The 20,108-nt window shown below is 33.1% G+C and carries 17 protein-coding genes and 1 pseudogene; 14 read left to right on the top strand and 4 right to left on the bottom strand.

The features are described 5' to 3' along the window. Positions 1–3: 3 nt before the first annotated feature. On the bottom strand, positions 4–1,554 hold the full coding sequence (locus QM512_RS03565; protein ID WP_282806150.1) for a hypothetical protein: 1,551 nt from the start codon (positions 1,552–1,554) through the stop codon (positions 4–6). Between the two features lie 381 nt (positions 1,555–1,935). On the opposite strand from QM512_RS03565, the gene QM512_RS03560 reads away from it, so the two are divergent. The 3 genes from QM512_RS03560 (at position 1,936) to QM512_RS03550 (ending at position 5,013) form a co-directional block, all read left to right on the top strand. Continuing rightward, on the top strand, positions 1,936–3,198 hold the full coding sequence (locus tag QM512_RS03560) for a replication-associated recombination protein A (RefSeq protein ID WP_282806149.1): 1,263 nt from the start codon (positions 1,936–1,938) through the stop codon (positions 3,196–3,198). 57 nt (positions 3,199–3,255) lie between these two features. Next, entirely contained in the window at positions 3,256–4,161 is a 906-nt protein-coding gene (locus QM512_RS03555) for an amidohydrolase family protein (RefSeq protein ID WP_282806148.1), read from the top strand. A gap of 138 nt (positions 4,162–4,299) precedes the next feature. Continuing rightward, positions 4,300–5,013 carry a Bax inhibitor-1/YccA family protein gene (locus QM512_RS03550; RefSeq protein WP_282806147.1) on the top strand — a complete coding sequence of 238 codons (714 nt, stop codon included), beginning with the start codon at positions 4,300–4,302 and terminating at the stop codon, positions 5,011–5,013. A 7-nt stretch (positions 5,014–5,020) separates the two neighbouring features. Here the strand turns inward: QM512_RS03550 and QM512_RS03545 are convergent, their stop codons facing one another. Continuing rightward, positions 5,021–5,269 (bottom strand): helix-turn-helix domain-containing protein, encoded by a 249-nt coding sequence (locus QM512_RS03545; RefSeq protein WP_282806445.1) that lies wholly within the window; start codon positions 5,267–5,269, stop codon positions 5,021–5,023. A gap of 450 nt (positions 5,270–5,719) precedes the next feature. On the opposite strand from QM512_RS03545, the gene QM512_RS03540 reads away from it, so the two are divergent. From QM512_RS03540 to QM512_RS03530, 3 genes are all read left to right on the top strand, one after another. Beyond that, entirely contained in the window at positions 5,720–5,956 is a 237-nt protein-coding gene (locus tag QM512_RS03540) for a hypothetical protein (protein ID WP_282806146.1), read from the top strand. Positions 5,957–6,338: 382 nt separating this feature from the next. Further along, positions 6,339–6,593, top strand: coding sequence for an aldo/keto reductase (locus QM512_RS03535; RefSeq protein ID WP_282806145.1), 255 nt, complete (start codon positions 6,339–6,341; stop codon positions 6,591–6,593). A gap of 68 nt (positions 6,594–6,661) precedes the next feature. Next, the gene (locus QM512_RS03530) at positions 6,662–7,537 is read left to right on the top strand and encodes an aldo/keto reductase (protein WP_282806144.1); all 876 of its coding nucleotides are present in this window, start codon (positions 6,662–6,664) and stop codon (positions 7,535–7,537) included. Between the two features lie 45 nt (positions 7,538–7,582). Here the strand turns inward: QM512_RS03530 and QM512_RS03525 are convergent. Further along, positions 7,583–7,891 (bottom strand): annotated as a pseudogene (locus tag QM512_RS03525) (endonuclease III domain-containing protein); the annotation flags it as partial. Positions 7,892–8,011: 120 nt separating this feature from the next. Between QM512_RS03525 and QM512_RS03520 the strand changes: the two are divergent. Next, positions 8,012–8,626 carry a sugar O-acetyltransferase gene (locus tag QM512_RS03520; protein WP_282806143.1) on the top strand — a complete coding sequence of 205 codons (615 nt, stop codon included), beginning with the start codon at positions 8,012–8,014 and terminating at the stop codon, positions 8,624–8,626. Between the two features lie 102 nt (positions 8,627–8,728). On the opposite strand, the gene plsY is transcribed toward QM512_RS03520, so the two are convergent. Next, a complete protein-coding gene (gene plsY, locus QM512_RS03515) occupies positions 8,729–9,388 on the bottom strand; it encodes a glycerol-3-phosphate 1-O-acyltransferase PlsY (RefSeq protein ID WP_282806142.1) in 660 nt (219 codons plus the stop codon). A 99-nt stretch (positions 9,389–9,487) separates the two neighbouring features. Between plsY and parE the strand changes: the two genes are divergently transcribed. The 7 genes from parE (at position 9,488) to QM512_RS03480 (ending at position 19,464) form a co-directional block, all read left to right on the top strand. Next, positions 9,488–11,446 carry a DNA topoisomerase IV subunit B gene (gene parE, locus QM512_RS03510; RefSeq protein ID WP_282806141.1) on the top strand — a complete coding sequence of 653 codons (1,959 nt, stop codon included), beginning with the start codon at positions 9,488–9,490 and terminating at the stop codon, positions 11,444–11,446. Between the two features lie 16 nt (positions 11,447–11,462). After that, the gene (gene parC, locus QM512_RS03505; RefSeq protein ID WP_282806140.1) at positions 11,463–13,943 is read left to right on the top strand and encodes a DNA topoisomerase IV subunit A; all 2,481 of its coding nucleotides are present in this window, start codon (positions 11,463–11,465) and stop codon (positions 13,941–13,943) included. A gap of 241 nt (positions 13,944–14,184) precedes the next feature. Next, complete coding sequence (locus QM512_RS03500; RefSeq protein ID WP_282806139.1) at positions 14,185–15,138, top strand: LysR family transcriptional regulator; 954 nt, start codon at positions 14,185–14,187, stop codon at positions 15,136–15,138. Between the two features lie 118 nt (positions 15,139–15,256). Continuing rightward, on the top strand, positions 15,257–16,192 hold the full coding sequence (locus QM512_RS03495) for a manganese-dependent inorganic pyrophosphatase (RefSeq protein WP_282806138.1): 936 nt from the start codon (positions 15,257–15,259) through the stop codon (positions 16,190–16,192). A 71-nt stretch (positions 16,193–16,263) separates the two neighbouring features. Beyond that, positions 16,264–18,057 carry a DNA helicase RecQ gene (gene recQ, locus QM512_RS03490; RefSeq protein ID WP_282806137.1) on the top strand — a complete coding sequence of 598 codons (1,794 nt, stop codon included), beginning with the start codon at positions 16,264–16,266 and terminating at the stop codon, positions 18,055–18,057. A gap of 57 nt (positions 18,058–18,114) precedes the next feature. Further along, positions 18,115–18,702 carry a peptidylprolyl isomerase gene (locus QM512_RS03485; protein ID WP_282806136.1) on the top strand — a complete coding sequence of 196 codons (588 nt, stop codon included), beginning with the start codon at positions 18,115–18,117 and terminating at the stop codon, positions 18,700–18,702. Positions 18,703–18,768: 66 nt separating this feature from the next. Further along, complete coding sequence (locus QM512_RS03480) at positions 18,769–19,464, top strand: YoaK family protein (RefSeq protein WP_282806135.1); 696 nt, start codon at positions 18,769–18,771, stop codon at positions 19,462–19,464. Positions 19,465–20,108: the final 644 nt, after the last annotated feature.

Below are 20,108 nucleotides of genomic sequence, written 5' to 3'. Positions count from 1 at the left end.
ATTTTATTTTATATGATAGGTTTCGGATGAATTAAACAGACGGAATTCTTTAATATTTTTAGCTTTTATATAATTTAGCCTATTATTATCACCATCCCGAACTTTTAAATAGAAATTTAGTGGGATAATTTTAGCCTCTTTGATCATATTTTTAATATCTCGAGCGGTATAAATATCTAGTTCTTCGGTATAATACTGGCCATAAGAAGTCATTAGAATAGTGTGATTAATTTTGCTTGCTTTAGTTATCTGACTTTTATCAACGAAAGATTCTTTTGTCATGACTTTATTACGACGAATGTTACGAAGCATTTGACGTAGATGAAGTTCTTTTTCGATTTGTTTTATACTACTTTCATTAAAGTATTCTTCATTTGCATTTGTATGAACTGGCTTAATCTGCAATTTTTGAATTATCTTATCTAATTGCAATCCGGTAAGATTTAATTGTTGAGAAATTTCTTCTTTGCTAAAAGATTTTACTTTTGCAGGATTAATAGATTTATTTTGTGTTAAAGGCTGATTGTTAGTTTGACACCATTCTTTGTATTTTTCTAAAAAGATTAAGTGATCTGGAGTTTGATCATTTCTATCTCTCATAATCATCCCAACTAGCGCATCATTTGTATCAGGTATTGGAGAAAGCGTTGCTGTAGAGCTTGTAGAAATTTCAATAATTTGATCTTTATCTTCACTTTGGTTTGGTAGTTTAGCTTTGGTCGAAAAACTAATTTTCATCCCAGGCTTTAGGCGACCGAGTTTAATTAAAGGTGGATTAATCTTAAAAAAAGCATTTTGTGAGACACTCTCATTTAGTTCATTAAATACATCAATAAATTTAGCACACGGAACAAAATTTCCATTTTGATCATTATAGTAAAAATAGCGACTAAATTGCGCATGATATCGCTGAGGTAAATGTGTATGATTAATAGTCTGATGGACAGATTCCTTGATGTTTTTTACTTCTCTAGTAAAATTAGGAGCTTCCGCCTTTTGCTTTCTTTTTTTGATAGCTTTATGAGCTAAGCTTCTTTCGATATAAGATTGATGTTTTGAACGTTGATAATTAGTAAATGCAGTACCAGACAAGGCTAAAAGAGTAGCAAGTTCATGTGTGGTAGGGCTTTTAGAAACAAAGGTATCATTTTTCTTATTATTGATTTTTAAAATCCAATCATTATGTCTATCATAATCAGTTATAAATTTGTGTGATATATCAGTTTTTTGATCATTTCTTTCATCTGGTCCGACAAAAATGCCTGCACCTAGAATTACAGTTTCTCTTAATTCATATTTGACCTCTTTTTTAGGTCCAAAATAGATTCCAATATTGCTAACGCCTTTAATCGCATCACCAACGGCAATCGACTGGGGATCAGTAATAGTATGCTTGATATACTTGGTATTAAGCCAAACGTGACGCTCTAATAGTTTACAATTATTATCACTATCAACTGCAAACACTTTATCTAACAGCAATGCTGGTTTATTTTTATTTCCAAAAGGCCAACCTATATCAGAAACTAAAGCTATCCAGTGCAAAGACTCCATATTTTGATAATATTTTTCTAAAGACTTATGCCTGTTTGAATGATATATTTTGTGATTCAAATAGTTGTTGAGACTATAAACTCTTGCTAAGTTATATTCATCGATCAGAGGATGCTCAGCTAAAGTATTTTCATCAACATATGGGAACAGCGGTAAGTTATCACTTGGAAAAGCTAAACTATCCTGATTTTGTTTTTGTTTTAGATTTAAAAAGAAATTTTTTTAAAAATTAAGCATAATTTCTACCTCAAAAAATATTTGCTTTTTAAATTATATCGAACATGTATTCGTGCTTAAAGAGGATTTTTACTTTAGCATAAAAATTTTTTCTTATATTATAGAAGATATAGAAACCGTTTATAAAAATAGAAGGTGAAAATATTGCCAATTAAACAACCATTAGCAGATTTAATGCGACCAAAGCAATTGAAAGATCTGGTAGGTCAAGAAGGGCTAGTTAACGAAGGGGCACCGTTATATCAAATAATTCACAAGCATGTACCAGTTTCACTCCTTCTATGGGGACCTCCTGGAACAGGAAAGACTAGTTTAGCCCATATCATTGCTCGAGAATATAACTATCCTTTAGCAAATTTCAATGCATCAGTTGATAATAAATTAAAATTAACACAAATCATTAATACTTATCCTCATCAATCTTTTGTCTTATTAATAGATGAGATTCATCGAATGACAAAAAATATTCAAGATTATCTCTTACCATACCTTGAAAGTGGACAAGTAATGTTAATTGGAGCCACCACTGAAAATCCAATCATGTCAATTGTTCCTGCGGTTAGGTCACGTTGCCAGATTTTTGAATTTAAGGCTTTAAGCGATCAAAATATCTTAACGGTTTTAAAAAAGGCGACGACAGATGTCTTAAAAATAGAAAAAGACAAGATTGATTCGGGAGCACTTAAAATGATTGCTACATCGGCTGATGGTGACCTACGCGTGGCTCTCAATATTTTAGAAACTGTTCACGCAATTAACGGAGATAAATTATCAATAGACGCTGTCAAAGACTTTGTAAAAGACCAACATTTTGCATATGATAAAAAAGCTACTAAGCATTATGACTACTTAGCGGCATATTCAGATTCTATGGCAGGCTCAGATACTGACGCTGCACTATATTACTTAACTATTTTACTAAAAAATGGCGACTTACCTTCGGTAGTTAGGCGTCTGCGTGAGATTCCATATACTTATATTGGTTTAGCTAACCCTGAACAAGTAACGCAAATTGTGGTTGCCGCAAATCAAGCAGAAAAGATAGGTATGCCAAAAGCTAAGTATCCATTAATGTTTGCTACCATGCTTATGTGTTTATCACCTAAGTCTGGTTCTTTTGACCAGGTATGGGAACAATTAGATCAAGATACTCAATATCCTAGTCAGCATCCCATGCCTAGAGGACTACGGGATATGCACTATAAGCATTCTGAAGAAATAACCGGCGGAGGATTAATTGAAAATCCATTTGAGCAACCATTCCAGATCGCTAAGCAGAACTATATGCCAAAAGGATTTGAAGGTAAAAGATATTATTTTGCCAAAGACAATTTGAATGAAAAGAAGCTTGAGCAGCAGTACTTAAAGTTACACAAGTATATTTATGGTCAAGATTATAAAAAATAAGCTTGCAATGTTATAGAATGAATTTGAAAGAATTATTTTATAGAGAAGGCAAAAATTATGAAAATTGACGCATTTGCACATATTCTAACTCCAAATTTTTATCAAACAATGCTTGATATTGATGCAACTATTCAGCAAAAATATCCATTTTTCAAAATTGAAACTTTGGTTAGTTTAGATGAAAGGTTAGAGCAATGGCCAGATAAAAATACTAAGCAAGTTGTTTCATTTGCAAATATTAATCCTGAAGATTTTGTAAATGGTGAAAGAGCTAAAGAAATTGCAGTAAATGCTAACCAAGAGTTAGCTGGTATTGTAGCAAATTATCCAGACAAATTTGAGGCTGGAGTAGGGATGTTAGCAATGAACAATATTCCTGCTTCGCTTAAGATTTTAGACGCTATTAAAGAGAATCCATATTTAGTTGGTGCCCAAATTTTTACCAGACATTTGGGTAAAAGCATTGCTGATCCTGAATTTGAGCCTATTTTAGTAAAAGCAGCTGAATTAAATCTTCCATTGTGGTTACATCCAGTATTTGATAAGCGAAAGCCTGACAATAATTTAGTATTTTCTTGGGAATATGAATTATCGCAAGTTATGTTGCAACTAGTTCAGAGTGATATCTTTAAGAAAGTACCCAACTTAAAAATTCTGGTTCACCATGCTGGTGCAATGGTTCCTTACTTTAGTGGTAGAATTGAACACATTTTAGATCAAGAGCATGCAGAAATGTTTAAGAATTTCTATGTAGATACAGCTATCTTAGGTAATACTCCTGCTTTACAATTAGCACTTGATTATTTTGGCATTAATCATGTTTTGTTTGGAACTGATGCACCATTTGCAGTTATGCCAGCAGGTGCTGATAAGATAGTCACTGATGCAATTGAAAATCTTGATATTTCAGACTTATATGATAAAAAGATTTTTGAAACGAATTATCAGCATATGATTAAATAGTTTTTTATGGTTATTTGAGACTGAGTAGTAAGAGACTGCCCAGTCTTTTTATTACAATTTTTTACTAATACCTTTCTTTTTTCTTTACTCTTCTCAAGTGCTACATTAAGGATGAAGAGAAAAGATGGGAGGACTATTATGTATAACTTTGATCAAGAACCAGAACGTCGGCACTTAGTCGATGAATCCGGACTAAATACATTTTTAAGCAAACTCTACGGTTTAATGGCTTTAGCAGTTTTAATCTCTGCTTTAAGTTCGTACCTAACAATGACTGTTTTTGCTAGACAGATGCTTAATTTAATGAATCGTCATCCTTGGGCAATGTGGTTTTTACTACTTTTACCAATAGCATTGACTTTAATTATTAATTTCAATGCTACTAGAAGTCCAGGGATGAGTTTTGTTTTACTAATGCTGACGGCAATTATCTATGGAGTAACTTTCGCCTTCATTGCGGGAGCTTATACTGGTGAAGATATTGCTTCAGCCTTTGTAGCTTCAGCTACCGTATTTATTGTGATGGCTATTTTAGGAACAGTGACAAAGCGAAACTTAAGTAGAATTGGATCCTATGCGTCAGCAGCACTAATTGGGCTAATAGTAGCGATGCTAATTAATTTCTTTTTGAAAAATCCGGCAATTGATTATATTTTCTCATTTATTGCAGTTATTATTTTTACTATTTTAACTGCTTGGGATGCACAAAGAATGAAGAATATTTACTTGCAATTTGGCGGAGAAATTTCAACAAACGGTCTAGCAGTCTTAGGAGCACTTCAATTATATTTGGATTTTGTTAACTTATTCCTGCAATTCTTAGATATTTTTGGTTCTAATGATAATAATTAGTTTACTTTCATTTATACTGCTTTCTATATTGCATCGGAGAGATCTTTTCTATTTTTTTGAAAAGACTAGAAAAACTACTTTGATTGCTACAACCTAGGTTTTGTGCAATTTCATTAATAGATTTATTGGTAAATAATAGCTCATGTTTTGCATGGGCTATTTTTTGTTGATTAATAAATTGAATAAGTGATTGGCCGGTTTCTTTTTTAAAACGATGCTGTAAATATGGAAGGCTAATATTTAAATAATTAGCAATTTCATTAAATTGGACTATTAGCTACCTTTATCTTCAGTACTTGAAAGAGGAGAAAAACGATGGTTACCATGCTTTTAAATTAATTGAAAATCAAGATCCCGTAGCAAGCAAGATATTTAAAGAATATTGTTTAAAAATTGTTATTTTAATTTTAAATATTCAAAGCGTGGTTGATATTAGAAAAGTAGCTATAGGAGGAAGTAGTGAGAACAAATTAGTAGTTCAAGGAATTAATAAGGCCTAAAATTTTCTACTATTGACTTGATTGGAAAAGACAGTAGCATGGTTTGTGAAACGGATGGCTGTAGTTTAGCTGATCACTTTGATTGGACTAAGGAAGATAAAGACCTTGGAAATGGATTTCGTGGGGTCTATTTTTGTAGTTATTTTTGAAAATTAAACGATTTGTCGTTAAAATATCACTAATTGAAAGAAAGGAAGTATATAAAAATGACAGCAAACGAAAAGATTATTGCCTTAGTTAAGCCAGAATATTTAAAGAAAATACCAGCTATTTTTCGTAAACATGCCACTGAGGGGACTTGTAAATTAATTGCTAGAGAACATTCTGATTTATATAGTGCTTTTGAAAAAGATGTTGAACCAACCGAAGAAGAAAAGCAACAAATGACAAACCTAGTAAATGGTATTTTTGAAGAGAGAATGAAGAAGCATAAGATGTTGTAATTATGTAAGAGAGCACAGTAGTATATTTACCACTGTGTTTTTTATTTAGAAGAATTATGAAAAAGTAACTATGATAGATCTGTTACATTGAACAAAAAGTTCATCTTTCTATAAAAAACAGCTTTGTTTGGATTAATTATTGAAACTTTTTTTCGCAATGATTTTTAATTCTTTTATGCCAAACATAAAAATATATTTTGAATTTGAAATTAACTTGGCCACTTGATTAACAAGTCTAACATCAATTTCATCCCTCAAAATTTTTATACTATTTAAGTAAAGAAAGGATTAGCTGAAGTAATAAAGATATGGTAAAACTATCGATATTGACCACCCAATTATCGATGAAGTAGAAAAAATAGCTCAAAATCACAACACTTCAATGGCTGCAATTGCTCTTGCCTGGCTTAAAACAAGAGTAACTGCCCCAATTGTCGGAGCAACAAAAGCTCATCACTTAGATGCCTTAGAAGAAGCTATCAATATTAACTTAAATAAAGAAGAAAATCATACTCTCCAGGCACCATATAAGGCTCATGACCTAGAAGGTGTAATGGCTGATAATCGGGATCGTGAACATAATCGGGATCGTGAACATAATTGGACTCAGTATTTAATTAACGATGCCAGAAAATAGTCCTATTTATTTTATTTATTACTTTTCTAGCACTAAAATGAAGTTGTTAGAAAAAGGAGGACTATACTATGACAAAAGTTCCAACAATTACATTAAATGATGGCAATAAGATGCCTTTACTTGGTTTGGGGGTCTTTCAAATACCAGATCACGAAAAAGCAAGACAAACAGTTGAAATGGCCCTTGCAAATGGCTATAGAATGATTGATACAGCAGAAGTATATGAGAACCAAATTGCCGTTGGTCAAGCAATAGCAGAAAGCGCAGTTAATAGAGATGATATTTTCTTAACTACAAAAATTTGGGTTTCTAATATGTCATTTGAAAAAGCAACTAAAGCAATTGATCATGATTTAAAGGAACTAGGGACTGATTATTTAGACTTAGTATTACTTCATCAACCATATGGTGACACATTTGGTGCTTGGAATGCTTTAGCTGCTGCTAAGCGTGCTGGTAAGGTTCGCTCAATTGGTTTATCAAACTTTTATCCTGATCAATATATGAATTTAGAGCTTGCACATGAAGATAAACCAGCCATTAATCAAATTGAAATTAATCCATGGTTCCAACAAACTAACGATGTTAAATTCTTCCAAGGAAGAGACGTCGCTGTAGAGGCTTGGGCTCAATTTGCAGAGGGTAAGCATGATATTTTCAATAATAAGGTATTAAAAGGTATTGCGGAAGCTCATCACAAGACGGTCGCTCAAGTCATCTTACGCTGGCTTACTCAACAAGATATCATTGTTATTCCAAAATCAGTTCATGAGAAACGTCAAAAAGAGAATATCGATATTTTTGACTTTAATTTAACACAAGATGAAATGGACAAGATTAAAGAATTAGATAAGGGCGAAAGCCAATTCTTTGATCACCGCGATCCAGCTGTAATTGATAATATTTTTGGCGAGAGTCTAAAACAACTTCGTGATTCAGAATAAGAGATATTTTTATCAAAAAAGAGACTAGTTTAGTGCTAGTCTCTTTTATTTTTCAATCCTTAATTGGTAGCCATGCAAGAAAGTATTCTCAAAATCTTTTGGCAACCTGTATTTTTGATTGAACATGACAATCATGGCATGAAAGTTTTGATAGTTGCGCAGTGTAAAATGGTCTACATTAGCTTCAACTAAGTCTTTGGCCTTTTGATAAGAGGGAGGTAGTTGATAATCTAAGCATGCAAATAAGCGTCTAGCATAAGTATCAACAACAAATTCTCCTTTTTGAATTCCGTACATTAGAATTACATCAGCCGTTTCAGGACCAATCCCTTTAATACTAAGTAGGTCAGACCGCTTCCTCCATTTCAATTTATTATCATAATCTTAAGGAATCAAATAAACAAAAATATGCTATTTTATGTATTAGTAGATAAAATAAAAGAGTAAATAACTAAAGAAATTAGGTTTAGATAAATGGAAGAAAATACTAAAAAGATGCTTGCCGGTTTACCATATCGACCAGATACTAAAGAATTAAAAGAAATTTCAACTAAAGCGCATCGCTTAAGTAGAGATTATAATCAGACTGCTGATGAAGATAAAGCAGTTAGAAAAGCAATTATTGATGAACTCTTCCCAGATCATGAAGAGGGAGTGTATTTACAAGGTCCAGTTGAAGTTGACTATGGCAAATTTACTAAGCTGGGTAAAAACTTCTATGCTAACTTCAACCTAACCATTCTCGATACCTGTCCTGTAACGATAGGCGATAATGTAATGTGCGGACCAAACACTTCATTAGTAACTCCGCTTCATCCTTTATTGCCTGAGCAGCGTAATGCACGCCTTCAAAAAGATGGCAAGATTGCTGACATCGAATATGGGGCTCCAATTACAATTGGAGATAACTGCTGGTTAGCAACTAATGTAACTGTCTGTCCGGGAGTAACTATTGGCAAAAATTGTGTTATTGGAGCTGGTAGTGTCGTTACCAAAGATATTCCAGATAATTCACTTGTCTTAGGTGTTCCAGGTCGTGTAGTAAGAAAAATTACCGAAAAAGATCACCTAGATAACTATCCTTACTAAAAATTGGATATAAATTTCTCTTGCGAACATCTGTTTGAATAAAGTATAATATCTATGAAAAAAGACTGTTAAAGCATTAACTTTAGCAGTCTTTTGTTCTTACTATTTATTTATTTTAGATTTCTTATCGAGCAATCCATGGGACTTTTTATACCAATACCACAGTCCAAAAGGAACGATATTTTCTTGGTGATTAACTAACCGTTTGATATTAGAACGATGTCTCACAAACAGTAAGATCATCATAATTCCAGTAATGATTGTAAGAAATATATCATGAAACCAAAAGGAACAAATAAAGATTATTACGATAGAAACTAGGCTTGATAAACTTACATAAGAAGTAATAAAGAGCATTGGTAAAAATATTACCGCACATAGTCCAAAGAATTTTAGGTTATAGCCTAGGAAGACACCTGCACTAGTTGCTACCGCTTTTCCTCCCTTGAATTTCAGGAAGATTGAGAATGTATGACCTAAGATAGCACAGGCACCTGCAATTAATAATAAATACTTTGGTCCTTTTAAATGAAAAAGTAATGGTAAGTCTGTAGCAAGTGTTCCTTTTAACACATCAATGATTAAAACTGCGCTTCCAGCTACTGGACCCATCACTCTGAACGAATTAGTTGTTCCAATATTTCCTGATCCAAAATTTCTTATATCTTCATGAAAAAATATTTTTCCGACTAACACACCTGTAGGAAAGGACCCGATTAAGTATGCTAAAATAAAAACTAGTAAATAATTCAACGTAGACATTCAATTTTCAACCCCATTTAAAATCTAAAGCTATTTTAACAGAGATTATAATGGCTGTGGGACTGATTTTGATTGTCTGTTAAAAATGGAGGCATTTATTTGGCTAAAACAAATAAAACTACCAGTTCATATGATGATTCTTCGATTCAGATTCTTCATGGACTAGAGGCAGTAAGAAAACGTCCAGGGATGTATATTGGCTCAACTGATCGACATGGTTTGAATCAACTAGTTTATGAAATTGTTGATAATTCAGTTGATGAAGCAATGGCTGGTTATGGTAAAGAAATCAATGTAACTATCCATAAGGACAATTCAATCACAGTACAGGACTTTGGACGAGGGATGCCAACTGGGATGCATGCATCTGGAATTCCAACAATTGAAGTTATTCTGACAGTCTTGCACGCAGGTGGTAAGTTTACTGAGAAGAACTATCAAACTTCTGGTGGTTTACATGGAGTTGGATCGTCTGTCGTAAACGCCTTATCTTCTTATTTAAAGGTAAGAGTTGTTAGAGATGGACAGGCTTATGAAGAAGAATTTGAAAATGGTGGTCATCCAATTGGTACTCTTAAACATTTGGGCAAGACCAAAGATAAAAATGGAACTACGATTACTTTTAAACCTGATGCCACTATCTTTTCAACCACGACTTATAAGTATGAAACAATTCAAGAACGAATTCGTGAATCAGCATTTCTCCTAAAGGGTGTTAAGTTTACTTTAACTGATGAGCGTGAACCTGAACATCATGATGAATTTCTCTATGAAGATGGAATCAAATCATTTGTATCTTATTTGAATGAAGATAAGGATACGATGGGAGATGTATTTTACTTTTCAGGTAAGCAAAATGGTATTGAGGTAGAATTTTCTGGTCAATATAATGATGGTTATTCGGAAAATTTTGTTTCCTTTGTAAATAATGTCCGTACTGCTGATGGTGGTAGTCATGAAGCTGGAGCAAGAAGCGGATTTACTAAAGCTTTTAACGATTATGCTAAAAAGCAAGGACTATTAAAGAACAAAGATAAAGGCCTCGAGGGTAGTGACTATCGTGAAGGTTTAAGCGCAGTTTTATCTGTTAAAATCCCAGAAGAGTTATTAGAGTTTGAAGGCCAAACTAAAGGAAAATTAGGTACTCCGCAAGCTAGAAGCGTTGTTGACAGTATTGTTTATGAGCAACTTTCTTACTATTTGATGGAAAATGGAGAATTTGCTCAAAGTTTAGTTCAAAAAGCACAAAAAGCTAGGGATGCACGTGAAGCCGCTAAAAAAGCAAGAGATGAAAGCCGAAGCGGTAAAAAGAGACGAAAGAAAGAAATTCTTTCAGGGAAATTGACTCCTGCTCAATCGCGTAATCCTAAGAAAAATGAATTATTCTTAGTCGAAGGGGACTCAGCCGGAGGATCTGCAAAACAAGGTCGAGATCGAAAATTCCAAGCAATCTTGCCATTACGTGGTAAAGTTTTAAATACGCAAAAAGCTAAATTGCAAGATATTTTCAAAAATGAAGAAATAAATACTATGATTCATACAATCGGTGCTGGTGTTGGTTCTGATTTTCAAATTAAAGATGCAAATTATGACAAAATCATTATCATGACAGACGCAGATACCGATGGTGCTCACATTCAAATTTTGTTATTAACTTTCTTTTACAGGTATATGCGTCCAATGGTTGAAGCAGGTCGAGTTTATATTGCTCTTCCACCACTTTACAAGCTCCAAAAGGGAAATGGTGCAAAGGCTAAAATTAAATATGCTTGGACTGATGAGGAACTAAGTGAAGATTCTAAGGACATGGGTAAAGGATTTGCTTTGCAACGCTTCAAAGGTTTAGGTGAAATGAACGCTGATCAATTGTGGGAAACTACTATGAATCCTGAAACACGTACTCTAATTAGAGTTAAGATTGACGACGCACAACTTGCTGAAAAGCGTGTAACTACCCTGATGGGTGACAAGGTTGCTCCAAGAAGAAAATGGATTGACGAAAATGTTAAATTCCGCATGGGTGAAGATGGATCAATCCTAGAAACAAGTAGAGATTAAGAGGTTATATTTTTAAATGGCAAAAACTACTGAAAGAATTAGGGAATTACCTCTTGAAGAAGTAATGGGTGAGAGATTTGGACGATACTCAAAATATATTATCCAAGAACGTGCTCTTCCTGATATTCGAGATGGATTAAAACCTGTTCAACGTCGTATTCTTTATGCGATGTATAAAGATAATAATACATACGATAAGCCCTATAAGAAGGCCGCTAAAGCTGTCGGAAATGTAATGGGAAACTTTCACCCTCATGGAGATAGTTCAATCTATGGTGCCTTAGTTCACCTATCTCAAGATTGGAAAATGCGTGAGCCTTTAATTGAAATGCACGGAAATAACGGATCTATGGACGGGGATGGCCCGGCAGCAATGCGTTATACAGAATCTCGCTTAAGTAAAATTTCTAATTTACTTTTGCAAGATATAGATAAAGAAACAGTTCAAATGATTTTGAACTTCGATGATACGGAATACGAGCCAACTGTTTTACCAGCTCATTTTCCTAATTTATTAGTTAATGGTTCAACTGGAATTTCAGCGGGATATGCGACTGAAATTCCACCTCATAATCTTGCTGAGGTCATTGAAGCAGCTGTTTATCTATTAAAGCATCCCGATGCTACAACAGACAATTTGATGGAGTTTGTTAAGGGACCGGATTTTCCAACCGGTGGTATCGTACTTGGTACAAAAGGCATTAAAGAAGCTTATGAAACCGGTCGTGGTAGAATTCAAGTTCGTTCTAAAACAACCATTCAAGATATCAAGGGACATCGCCAACAAATTGTAGTAACTGAAGTTCCTTTCGGCGTCAATAAAGCAATGATGGTTAAAAAGATTGACGAAATCCGTTTGAATAAGGAAATTGATGGCATTTCCGAAGTAAGGGACGAAACCGACCGTCATGGGCTTTCGATCGTAATTGAACTAAAAAAGGGTGCAGATAGTGAGAATATCTTAAACTATCTCTTTAAGAATACTGACTTGCAAGTTTCATATAACTTCAACATGGTTGCAATTGATCGAATGACTCCAGTGCAAGTTGGGTTGAAACATATTTTATCTTCATACTTAACTCATAAAAAAGATGTTGTAACTAAGCGAACTGAATTTGACTTAAAGAAAGCTAAGCAACGACTAGAGATTGTTGAAGGTCTTATTCACGCTTTAGATATTTTGGATCAAGTTATTAAAACAATTAGATCTTCTAAAGATAAAAAAGATGCTAAGAAGAATTTAATTGCTAAATATGACTTCACGCCAAACCAAGCTGAAGCTATTGTTTCTTTGCAGTTATACCGCTTAACAAATACTGACGTTAACCAACTCAAGAAAGAACAAACTGAATTAAATAAGAAAATCGACAAGTTCAATGAAATTTTAAGTGATAATAACGTTTTAGAAAAAGTCGTAGTTAAAGAATTAAACGCAGTTAAAAAAGAATTTGGATCACCAAGAAGAACTGAAATTACAGCTAAAGCTGCCAAAATTGAAATTAACGAAAAGGCCCTAGTTGCTGATGAAGACGTACGTGTCTTAGTAAGTAAGGATGGATACCTTAAGCGTTCCTCAATTCGCTCTTTCCAATCAACTGATGCTAATGATAATGGATTACCAGATGGGGACAAGGTTATTTTTGAAAAGACAATGTCAACATTAGATAATCTCTATATCTTTACTAATAAGGGAAATCTGATTTACCGATCAGTTCATGAATTAATAGAAACAAAATGGAAGGAAACTGGACAGCACCTTTCTCAAGAAATTGGTCTTGATACTGACGAAGAGATTATTCGCGTCTTTGAAGTCAACGACTTAAAGGCAAGTCAAAACTTCTTAATTGCTACAAATGATGGCTATATTAAACAAGTTGCTCTATCTGACTTACAGCCTACTAGAACATATAAGTCTCGTGCAATTACTGCAATTAAGCTTAAAGCTAAAGACAGTACAGTTGTAAGAATTGATCAAGTTAAGCCAGATAGTAAACAGGAAATTACCTTGATTACTAATCAGGCATATGCTGTAAGATTTGATATTAGCGAAATTCCTACATCAGGATCTAAGGCAGTAGGGGTTAAGTCTGTTAACCTTAAAGATGATGACTATATCGTAAATTATGTTCTTGCAGATCCTAAATATGTTGATTTAATTAAGATCGGAATTATTACACAGCGCGGAGCATTTAAGCAACTTAAGTTAAACCTAATAAATAAAGTAACACGTGCTAAGCGTGGAGTATTAGTATTACGTGAACTTAAAACCAAGCCTCATCGAATTATGGCAATCAGTAGTTATGGCGAGAATCATATTTTACATTTAACTACTTCTAGTGATCGTCACATTGAACTCAATACCTCAGAATATCCACTAGGAGATCGTTACTCAAACGGTTCGTTTGTACTAGATCCAATGACTGATGGAACACCAACTTCATTAACCCTTGGTCAACCACTAGCTGATGGAAGAGATAAAACTGAAGATCTATTTTAAATAAAAGCTAAGAATAACCTTTTAAAAAAGCTATTCTTAGCTTTTTTTGTTAATATAATTAATTATAGAAAAATAGCCTATATTTTATGTAAATGTTTTAAATATCTAGGTACAGATGTTATTATAAAAAGTGTGGGATATATATTAAGCTATAATAAAAGGCTATCAGAAAATAATTATATATATTTAAAGATTCTATTTATTAGATATTATTCCAGATTTATATAAGAGGTATTCAATCATGAAAACAAATACTGATGCAGTTTTATCCGCGAAATCTTTACGTTACTTTCTTCAATTAATCGACAACATGAGTTATACTCAGGCAGCTCAAATCTTAGGAATTACCCAACCTGCTTTAACTCAGCAAATTAAAAAATTAGAACGTGCAGTAGGCTCTCCATTATTTGGACAAATGGGGAAGAAGCTTTACTTAACTGATGCTGGTTTAAAGATGGAAGAAACAGCTAAGGCGCTATTTTCAACTGTAAATAATGCTGTTGATAGTATCCAACAATATACAAAATCAGATACTGGAACTATTTCTTTAGGCATATTATCTACTATTGAAGCAAGAGTTATTGATCAATTTTTAATTGAATTCAATCATAAATATCCAGAAATAACTCTACATATTGGCTTTTATAATAGAACTGAGCTTTGGGATAGATTAGATAATAATCAACTTGATCTAGCTGTTCTTTATATGCCTGATCACAACGCAACGGTTAAAAATATGAAACAATATATGGCTAAGCAAATCTACCCTGAATCTGTTATATTTTTAACGCATAATCCAGAAGAAAAATTTAACAAGATGGCAGTGCACAAGTGGGTTGCCTACCCTAAAGATTATTATCTACCCCAAATTGTTCGTCGCTTTTATGCTAGTGAGTTTCCAAATAACGAATTGAACACTCCAGTAACTTTTACCGCTCCTTATCAGCTAATAAAATTTGCTGAACAAACAAACTATAATACATATGTCTCAAAGAGTTTTTATAAGGCCCACAAAGCTGAAATTACTCTATCGCCAATAAATGTCAAGAATGAAACTAACTTTGAAAGTTGTTTCATATATCGGAAGAATAAGAGTGAAATACCTCGCCTAGTTAACTTCTTAAAAGAGTGGGATAAATTTATTGACGAAAAAGACTATGATAGCCGCTTAGAAGACATTAAAGTAAGTATCTAGTTATCAGAAAAGCATTGTTATCAAAAGCAATGCTTTTTCTATCGGGATTGATTTGCTTAAGTTTCAACTTTAATCTAAAATATTAAATAGATATAATTTTTAAAGGAGCTCTATAATAATGGCAAAAGAATTGATTTTTGGTCACCAAAATCCTGATACAGATGCAATTGGAACTGCAATTGCATATTCATACTTACAAAATAAATTAGGCTACGATACCGAAGCAGTTGCTTTAGGCGAAGCTAACGATGAAACCAAATATGCTTTAAATAAATTTGGTTTTACTGCACCTCGTGTAATTAAAACAGCTTCAAACGAAGTTGATGCTGTTATGCTTGTGGACCACAACGAGCCTCAACAAAGTGTTTCTGACATTGACAAAGTTAAAGTAACTCACGTAGTTGATCACCACCGTATTATGAACTTCAATACTGCTGATCCTTTATACTACCGTGCCGCTCCAGTAGGTTGTACAAGTACAATTATGTGGCAAATGTACAACGAAAAAGAAATTGAAATTCCACAAGATATTGCCGGAATTATGCTATCAGCTATTATTTCAGATACTTTACTCTTAAAGTCACCAACTACCACTGATCAAGATAAAGAAGCTGTTGAAGCTTTAGCTAACATCGCTGGTGTTAACTACAAGGAATATGGTCTTAAGATGCTCAAGGCTGGTACTAACATTGCTGATAAGTCAGAAGAAGACCTAATCGATTTAGACGCTAAGAGCTTTGAATTAAACGGTAGCAACGTTCGTGTAGCCCAAATTAATGTTGTTGACTTACCAGAAGCTTTAGAACGTAAAGACGCTTTCTTAAAGGCTATGGATGAAGCTTCAAAGAGCGAAGGCTACGATATGTTTATGCTCTTGATCACTAATATTCTTGACTCTGACTCAGAAGCTTTAGTAGTAGGTAGTGATGAAGCTAAAGCTAAGTTTGAAAAAGCATTTGATACTAAGTTATCAGACTCAGAAGTTAAGTTACCTGGTGTTGTTTCAAGAAAGAAGCAAGTTGTTCCTCCACTAACTAATGCTTTTGAAGCTTAATTATTTTTAATTCGATTTTAGAAAAGACAGGTATGATCTTTCATACTTGTTTTTTTATTTAGTAGGAAAAAATGAAACCTGTAAAAGTATTAAAAGATGTATTTGGCTATGACAATTTTCGACCAGGACAAGAAAGAGTCATAGATTTAGTTCTAAAAAGAGAAAACGTGCTTGCAGTAATGCCAACAGGTGCTGGAAAATCAATGTGCTATCAGATACCGGCTTTAGTTAGTCCTGGTTTAACGTTAGTAATCTCTCCTTTGATTTCATTAATGAAGGACCAAATTGATTCATTAAAGCAAAATGGTATAAACGCTGCAGCGCTAAATTCAGCAACCCCTCAAGAGAAAGTTAATCCTATTTTAAGACAGGCATACGAGGGAAAAATAAAACTCTTATATGTAACTCCTGAACGATTAGCGATGGACTATTTTCGTTATCAGTTAAATTTCTTAGATATTTCTTTAGTTGCAGTTGATGAAGCTCACTGTATTTCACAATGGGGGCATGATTTTAGACCAGCATATCGACAAATAATGGAAGGCGTTAATTCAATTAAAGGTAAACCAAATATCCTTGCTTTGACTGCAACCGCTACGCCATCAGTTCAAAAAGATATTGCAGAGCAATTACAAATACCTTCAGCAAACTTTGTTATTACTTCATTTGCGCGACCAAATTTAAGTTTTAAAGTAGTCAATAATCCCAAAAACACTGATTTGTATCTTTTAGATTATATAAAACAACATCCCAATCAATCAGGAATTATTTACGCTAACACTAGAAAAAATGTTGAAGAATTAACTAATTATTTAGCCCAAAATGGCATTTTAACTGCAAGCTATCATGCTGGCTTATCTAATAAAGAAAGAGCCGATGTACAAGATGCGTTCCAATTTGATAAAGTCCAAATAATCGTTGCAACTAATGCTTTTGGTATGGGAATTGATAAAAGAAATGTTCGCTTTGTTATCCATGCTAATAGTACACCAAACTTAGAGTCATATTATCAAGAGGCTGGACGCGCAGGTAGAGACGGAGAAGCTTGCGAAGGAATTTTGATCTATCATCCCAAAGATATTCGTCTTTATCGTTGGTTCATTGAACAATCTGACTTAGATGACGAATATAAAAAAATCCAGTATCAAAAATTAGCCAAGATTACCAAGTATGTTAATACAACTGAATGTCTTCAAGAATTTATCGTTAATTACTTTGGTCAAACTTGTAAGTCCTGTGGTAAATGCTCAAACTGTTTAGGTACATTTATTGAAGAAGATGTTACAGAAAACAGTAAAGCTATCATTTCAGCTATTTATGAATTAGATGGTCGTTTTGGTAAAAGCGTAGTTGCAGACGTTGTCACAGGGGCTAATAATCAACGCATGAAAGAAATTGACGCAGCTAAATTAAAACATTATAACAGTCTGAAAATGGGGAAGAGAGCAGCGTTAGAATTAATAAATTATCTAATTAGCCACAATTATCTTCAGTTAACTGATAGTCAGTACCCACTAGTTCATGTAACTAACTTAGGATGGGACGTTTTAGATGGCAAAAGACGAGTAACTCAAAAAGTCGCTGAAAAATCAAACGATTCAGGCCAATTTTCTACTCAAATTTCTCAAGAAGAAAATGGTTTATTTACTAAATTAAAAGAAGTTCGATTGGATTTAGCTAAAAAGCAGGGAATACCAGCTTTTTATATCTTTTCTGATAAGTCTTTAAGAGAAATGTCGCTGCAAAAGCCAAAAACAAAATCAGACTTTTTGAATATTTCAGGAGTAGGCCAAGCCAAACTGAAAGCATATGGTCAAATTATGTTAAATACAATTAGAAAATATGCGAAAGAACATACAGATTAATGAAGTGTAGCCTAATAAAGAGTAAAATATACTAGAATATATATCAGGAGGACAAAAATGGAATATCCACAATTAAATTTAGAAAAAGTAAAGGGTCCAAAAGCACTAATTCAAACTAATCATGGAGATATTGAAGTTCAATTGTTTGAAAAAGAAGCTCCAATGACAGTTGAAAACTTTGTTCGTTTAGCTAAAAAAGGTTATTACAACGATACTACTTTTCACCGCGTAATTAGCGATTTCATGATTCAAGGAGGAGATCCTAAAGGCGACGGTACTGGCGGAGAAAGTATTTGGGGACATCCTTTTGAAGATGAGTTTTCAAATAAATTATTTAATGTCCGTGGTGCACTTTCAATGGCCAATTCAGGTCCTAATACTAATGGAAGTCAATTTTTTATTGTTCAAAATAAGAATGTACCCAAGCGTATGATTAAAGAAATGGATGCTGCAGGTTATCCAAAAGAATTAGTTAAGGCATATAAACAAGGCGGAACTCCATGGCTTGATGGTCGTCATACTGTTTTTGGTCAAGTAATTAAAGGTATGGATGTTGTTGATGAAATTGCAAAAGTCCCACGTGACAAGGCAAATGATAAGCCAAAAGAAGATGTAATCATTAAAGATATTCATATTGAAGATTAATACACTTAAAACATGGTCTAAACTGATCATGTTTTTAATTTGTATTAATTAACTTGGAGGTTAATTATGGGATTACTTTCTAACGAAAAATATCGTCCATCTGAATCACGTATCTTAGCTACTGCATTAACTTTTTCAGCAGGATTCATTGATGCTTACACTTATATTCAAAGAGGACATACTTTATCTGCTGGGCAAACAGGGAACGTTATCTTTTTTGCGTCAGCATTTGCTGACCATAATGTTGCCGGAATGCTAAATAGAGCAACTACATTTATTGCATTTACTTTGGGATTATTATTTGTAGGGCTTTTTCATAAATATGTAAAAAGTAATTATTGGCGCGTATTTTGTCTATTTCCAATCTTACTTATTTGTCTAGGAGTAGGATTTGTTCCAAAAAGTGTGCCAAATTATTACGTAGTTCCAGTAATTGCATTTGGATTAGCAGTCCAAAATGCTTCATTTAGTAAAATTGAAGGTATGGGCTATAATAATGCATTTACAACTGGTAATTTAAAAAAGTCTGTAGTTGCTTGGAGCGCATATTTCTTCGGTGAGGATAAATCACAGCACAACGCTGCTGTTAACTATATGTTTTTAGTTATTGCATTTGCACTTGGAGCAATTGTGTCAGCATTGCTTCAAAAAGTTTTTGTTTTAAAAACTATTTGGTTTGCAGTTTTACTTTTAGGAACAATTAATATTATTTATACGATTTCTTTAAGTAAAAGGAAAAAACTAGATTTTTCTAGCAAGTAAATTAATCAAAAAACTTTGAGATTAAAGTTAAGTCTCAAAGTTTTTATTTGTATAAAAAAGCTTATGAAATAGGACACAGTAATAATCGAGTATATACTTCGTGTAATATATATTATGTAAAGTTAAATGCAAAAATATATAGGCACCCGAAACTGACCCAATAACTCAATGTAATTGATTATTGTATCAGCAAAGTTAATTTATATTGAAACTAATGCTTATTAGTACTTACTTTTTTAATTAGCAGCCATTATAGATTAATTACCATTTGATTTTTAATTAAAAATTTCAATCTTGTGCTAGTTAATTTTTATGTTCCTAACCAATTATCGAATTAAATTTAATTTAATTCCTTTTCAATTCATTTGTCTTATACTTTACCTAGTGCTGAGATGACGATTCTACGGTCTTTAAAATTATTATTAGTTAATAGTTAATGATTAAAAGTATATCTAAAAAGTATCTACGTATCTCTTTCTTAATCAGTTTATTTACTCTAAATTTAAATCGTAAGTATTTAGTCTTAATCATCTAGAAAACCAAGATCAATTATTTCTAGTGTAGAAAAACAGATATAAATACATGGTACTAATAGATTGAAAATGTAGGACTGCTGCTAGCTAAACTATAGTATATGGTTAGTT

Origin of the sequence: Lactobacillus isalae, from assembly GCF_947539375.1 — a bacterium.
In the GTDB taxonomy this organism is placed as follows: Bacteria; Bacillota; Bacilli; order Lactobacillales; family Lactobacillaceae; genus Lactobacillus; species Lactobacillus isalae.
Note: the sequence above shows the minus strand (reverse complement) of the source record. Positions and strands in the feature narration are given on the sequence as shown.

Coding starts and splice junctions, on each gene's coding strand:
- QM512_RS03565 (WP_282806150.1), bottom strand. CDS start 1,554: ATGGAGTCTTTGCACTGGATAGCTTTAGTTTCTGATATAGGTTGGCCT.
- QM512_RS03555 (WP_282806148.1), top strand. CDS start 3,256: ATGAAAATTGACGCATTTGCACATATTCTAACTCCAAATTTTTATCAA.
- QM512_RS03550 (WP_282806147.1), top strand. CDS start 4,300: ATGTATAACTTTGATCAAGAACCAGAACGTCGGCACTTAGTCGATGAA.
- QM512_RS03540 (WP_282806146.1), top strand. CDS start 5,720: ATGACAGCAAACGAAAAGATTATTGCCTTAGTTAAGCCAGAATATTTA.
- QM512_RS03535 (WP_282806145.1), top strand. CDS start 6,339: ATGGCTGCAATTGCTCTTGCCTGGCTTAAAACAAGAGTAACTGCCCCA.
- QM512_RS03530 (WP_282806144.1), top strand. CDS start 6,662: ATGACAAAAGTTCCAACAATTACATTAAATGATGGCAATAAGATGCCT.
- QM512_RS03520 (WP_282806143.1), top strand. CDS start 8,012: ATGGAAGAAAATACTAAAAAGATGCTTGCCGGTTTACCATATCGACCA.
- plsY (WP_282806142.1), bottom strand. CDS start 9,388: ATGTCTACGTTGAATTATTTACTAGTTTTTATTTTAGCATACTTAATC.
- parC (WP_282806140.1), top strand. CDS start 11,463: ATGGCAAAAACTACTGAAAGAATTAGGGAATTACCTCTTGAAGAAGTA.
- QM512_RS03500 (WP_282806139.1), top strand. CDS start 14,185: ATGAAAACAAATACTGATGCAGTTTTATCCGCGAAATCTTTACGTTAC.
- QM512_RS03495 (WP_282806138.1), top strand. CDS start 15,257: ATGGCAAAAGAATTGATTTTTGGTCACCAAAATCCTGATACAGATGCA.
- recQ (WP_282806137.1), top strand. CDS start 16,264: ATGAAACCTGTAAAAGTATTAAAAGATGTATTTGGCTATGACAATTTT.
- QM512_RS03485 (WP_282806136.1), top strand. CDS start 18,115: ATGGAATATCCACAATTAAATTTAGAAAAAGTAAAGGGTCCAAAAGCA.
- QM512_RS03480 (WP_282806135.1), top strand. CDS start 18,769: ATGGGATTACTTTCTAACGAAAAATATCGTCCATCTGAATCACGTATC.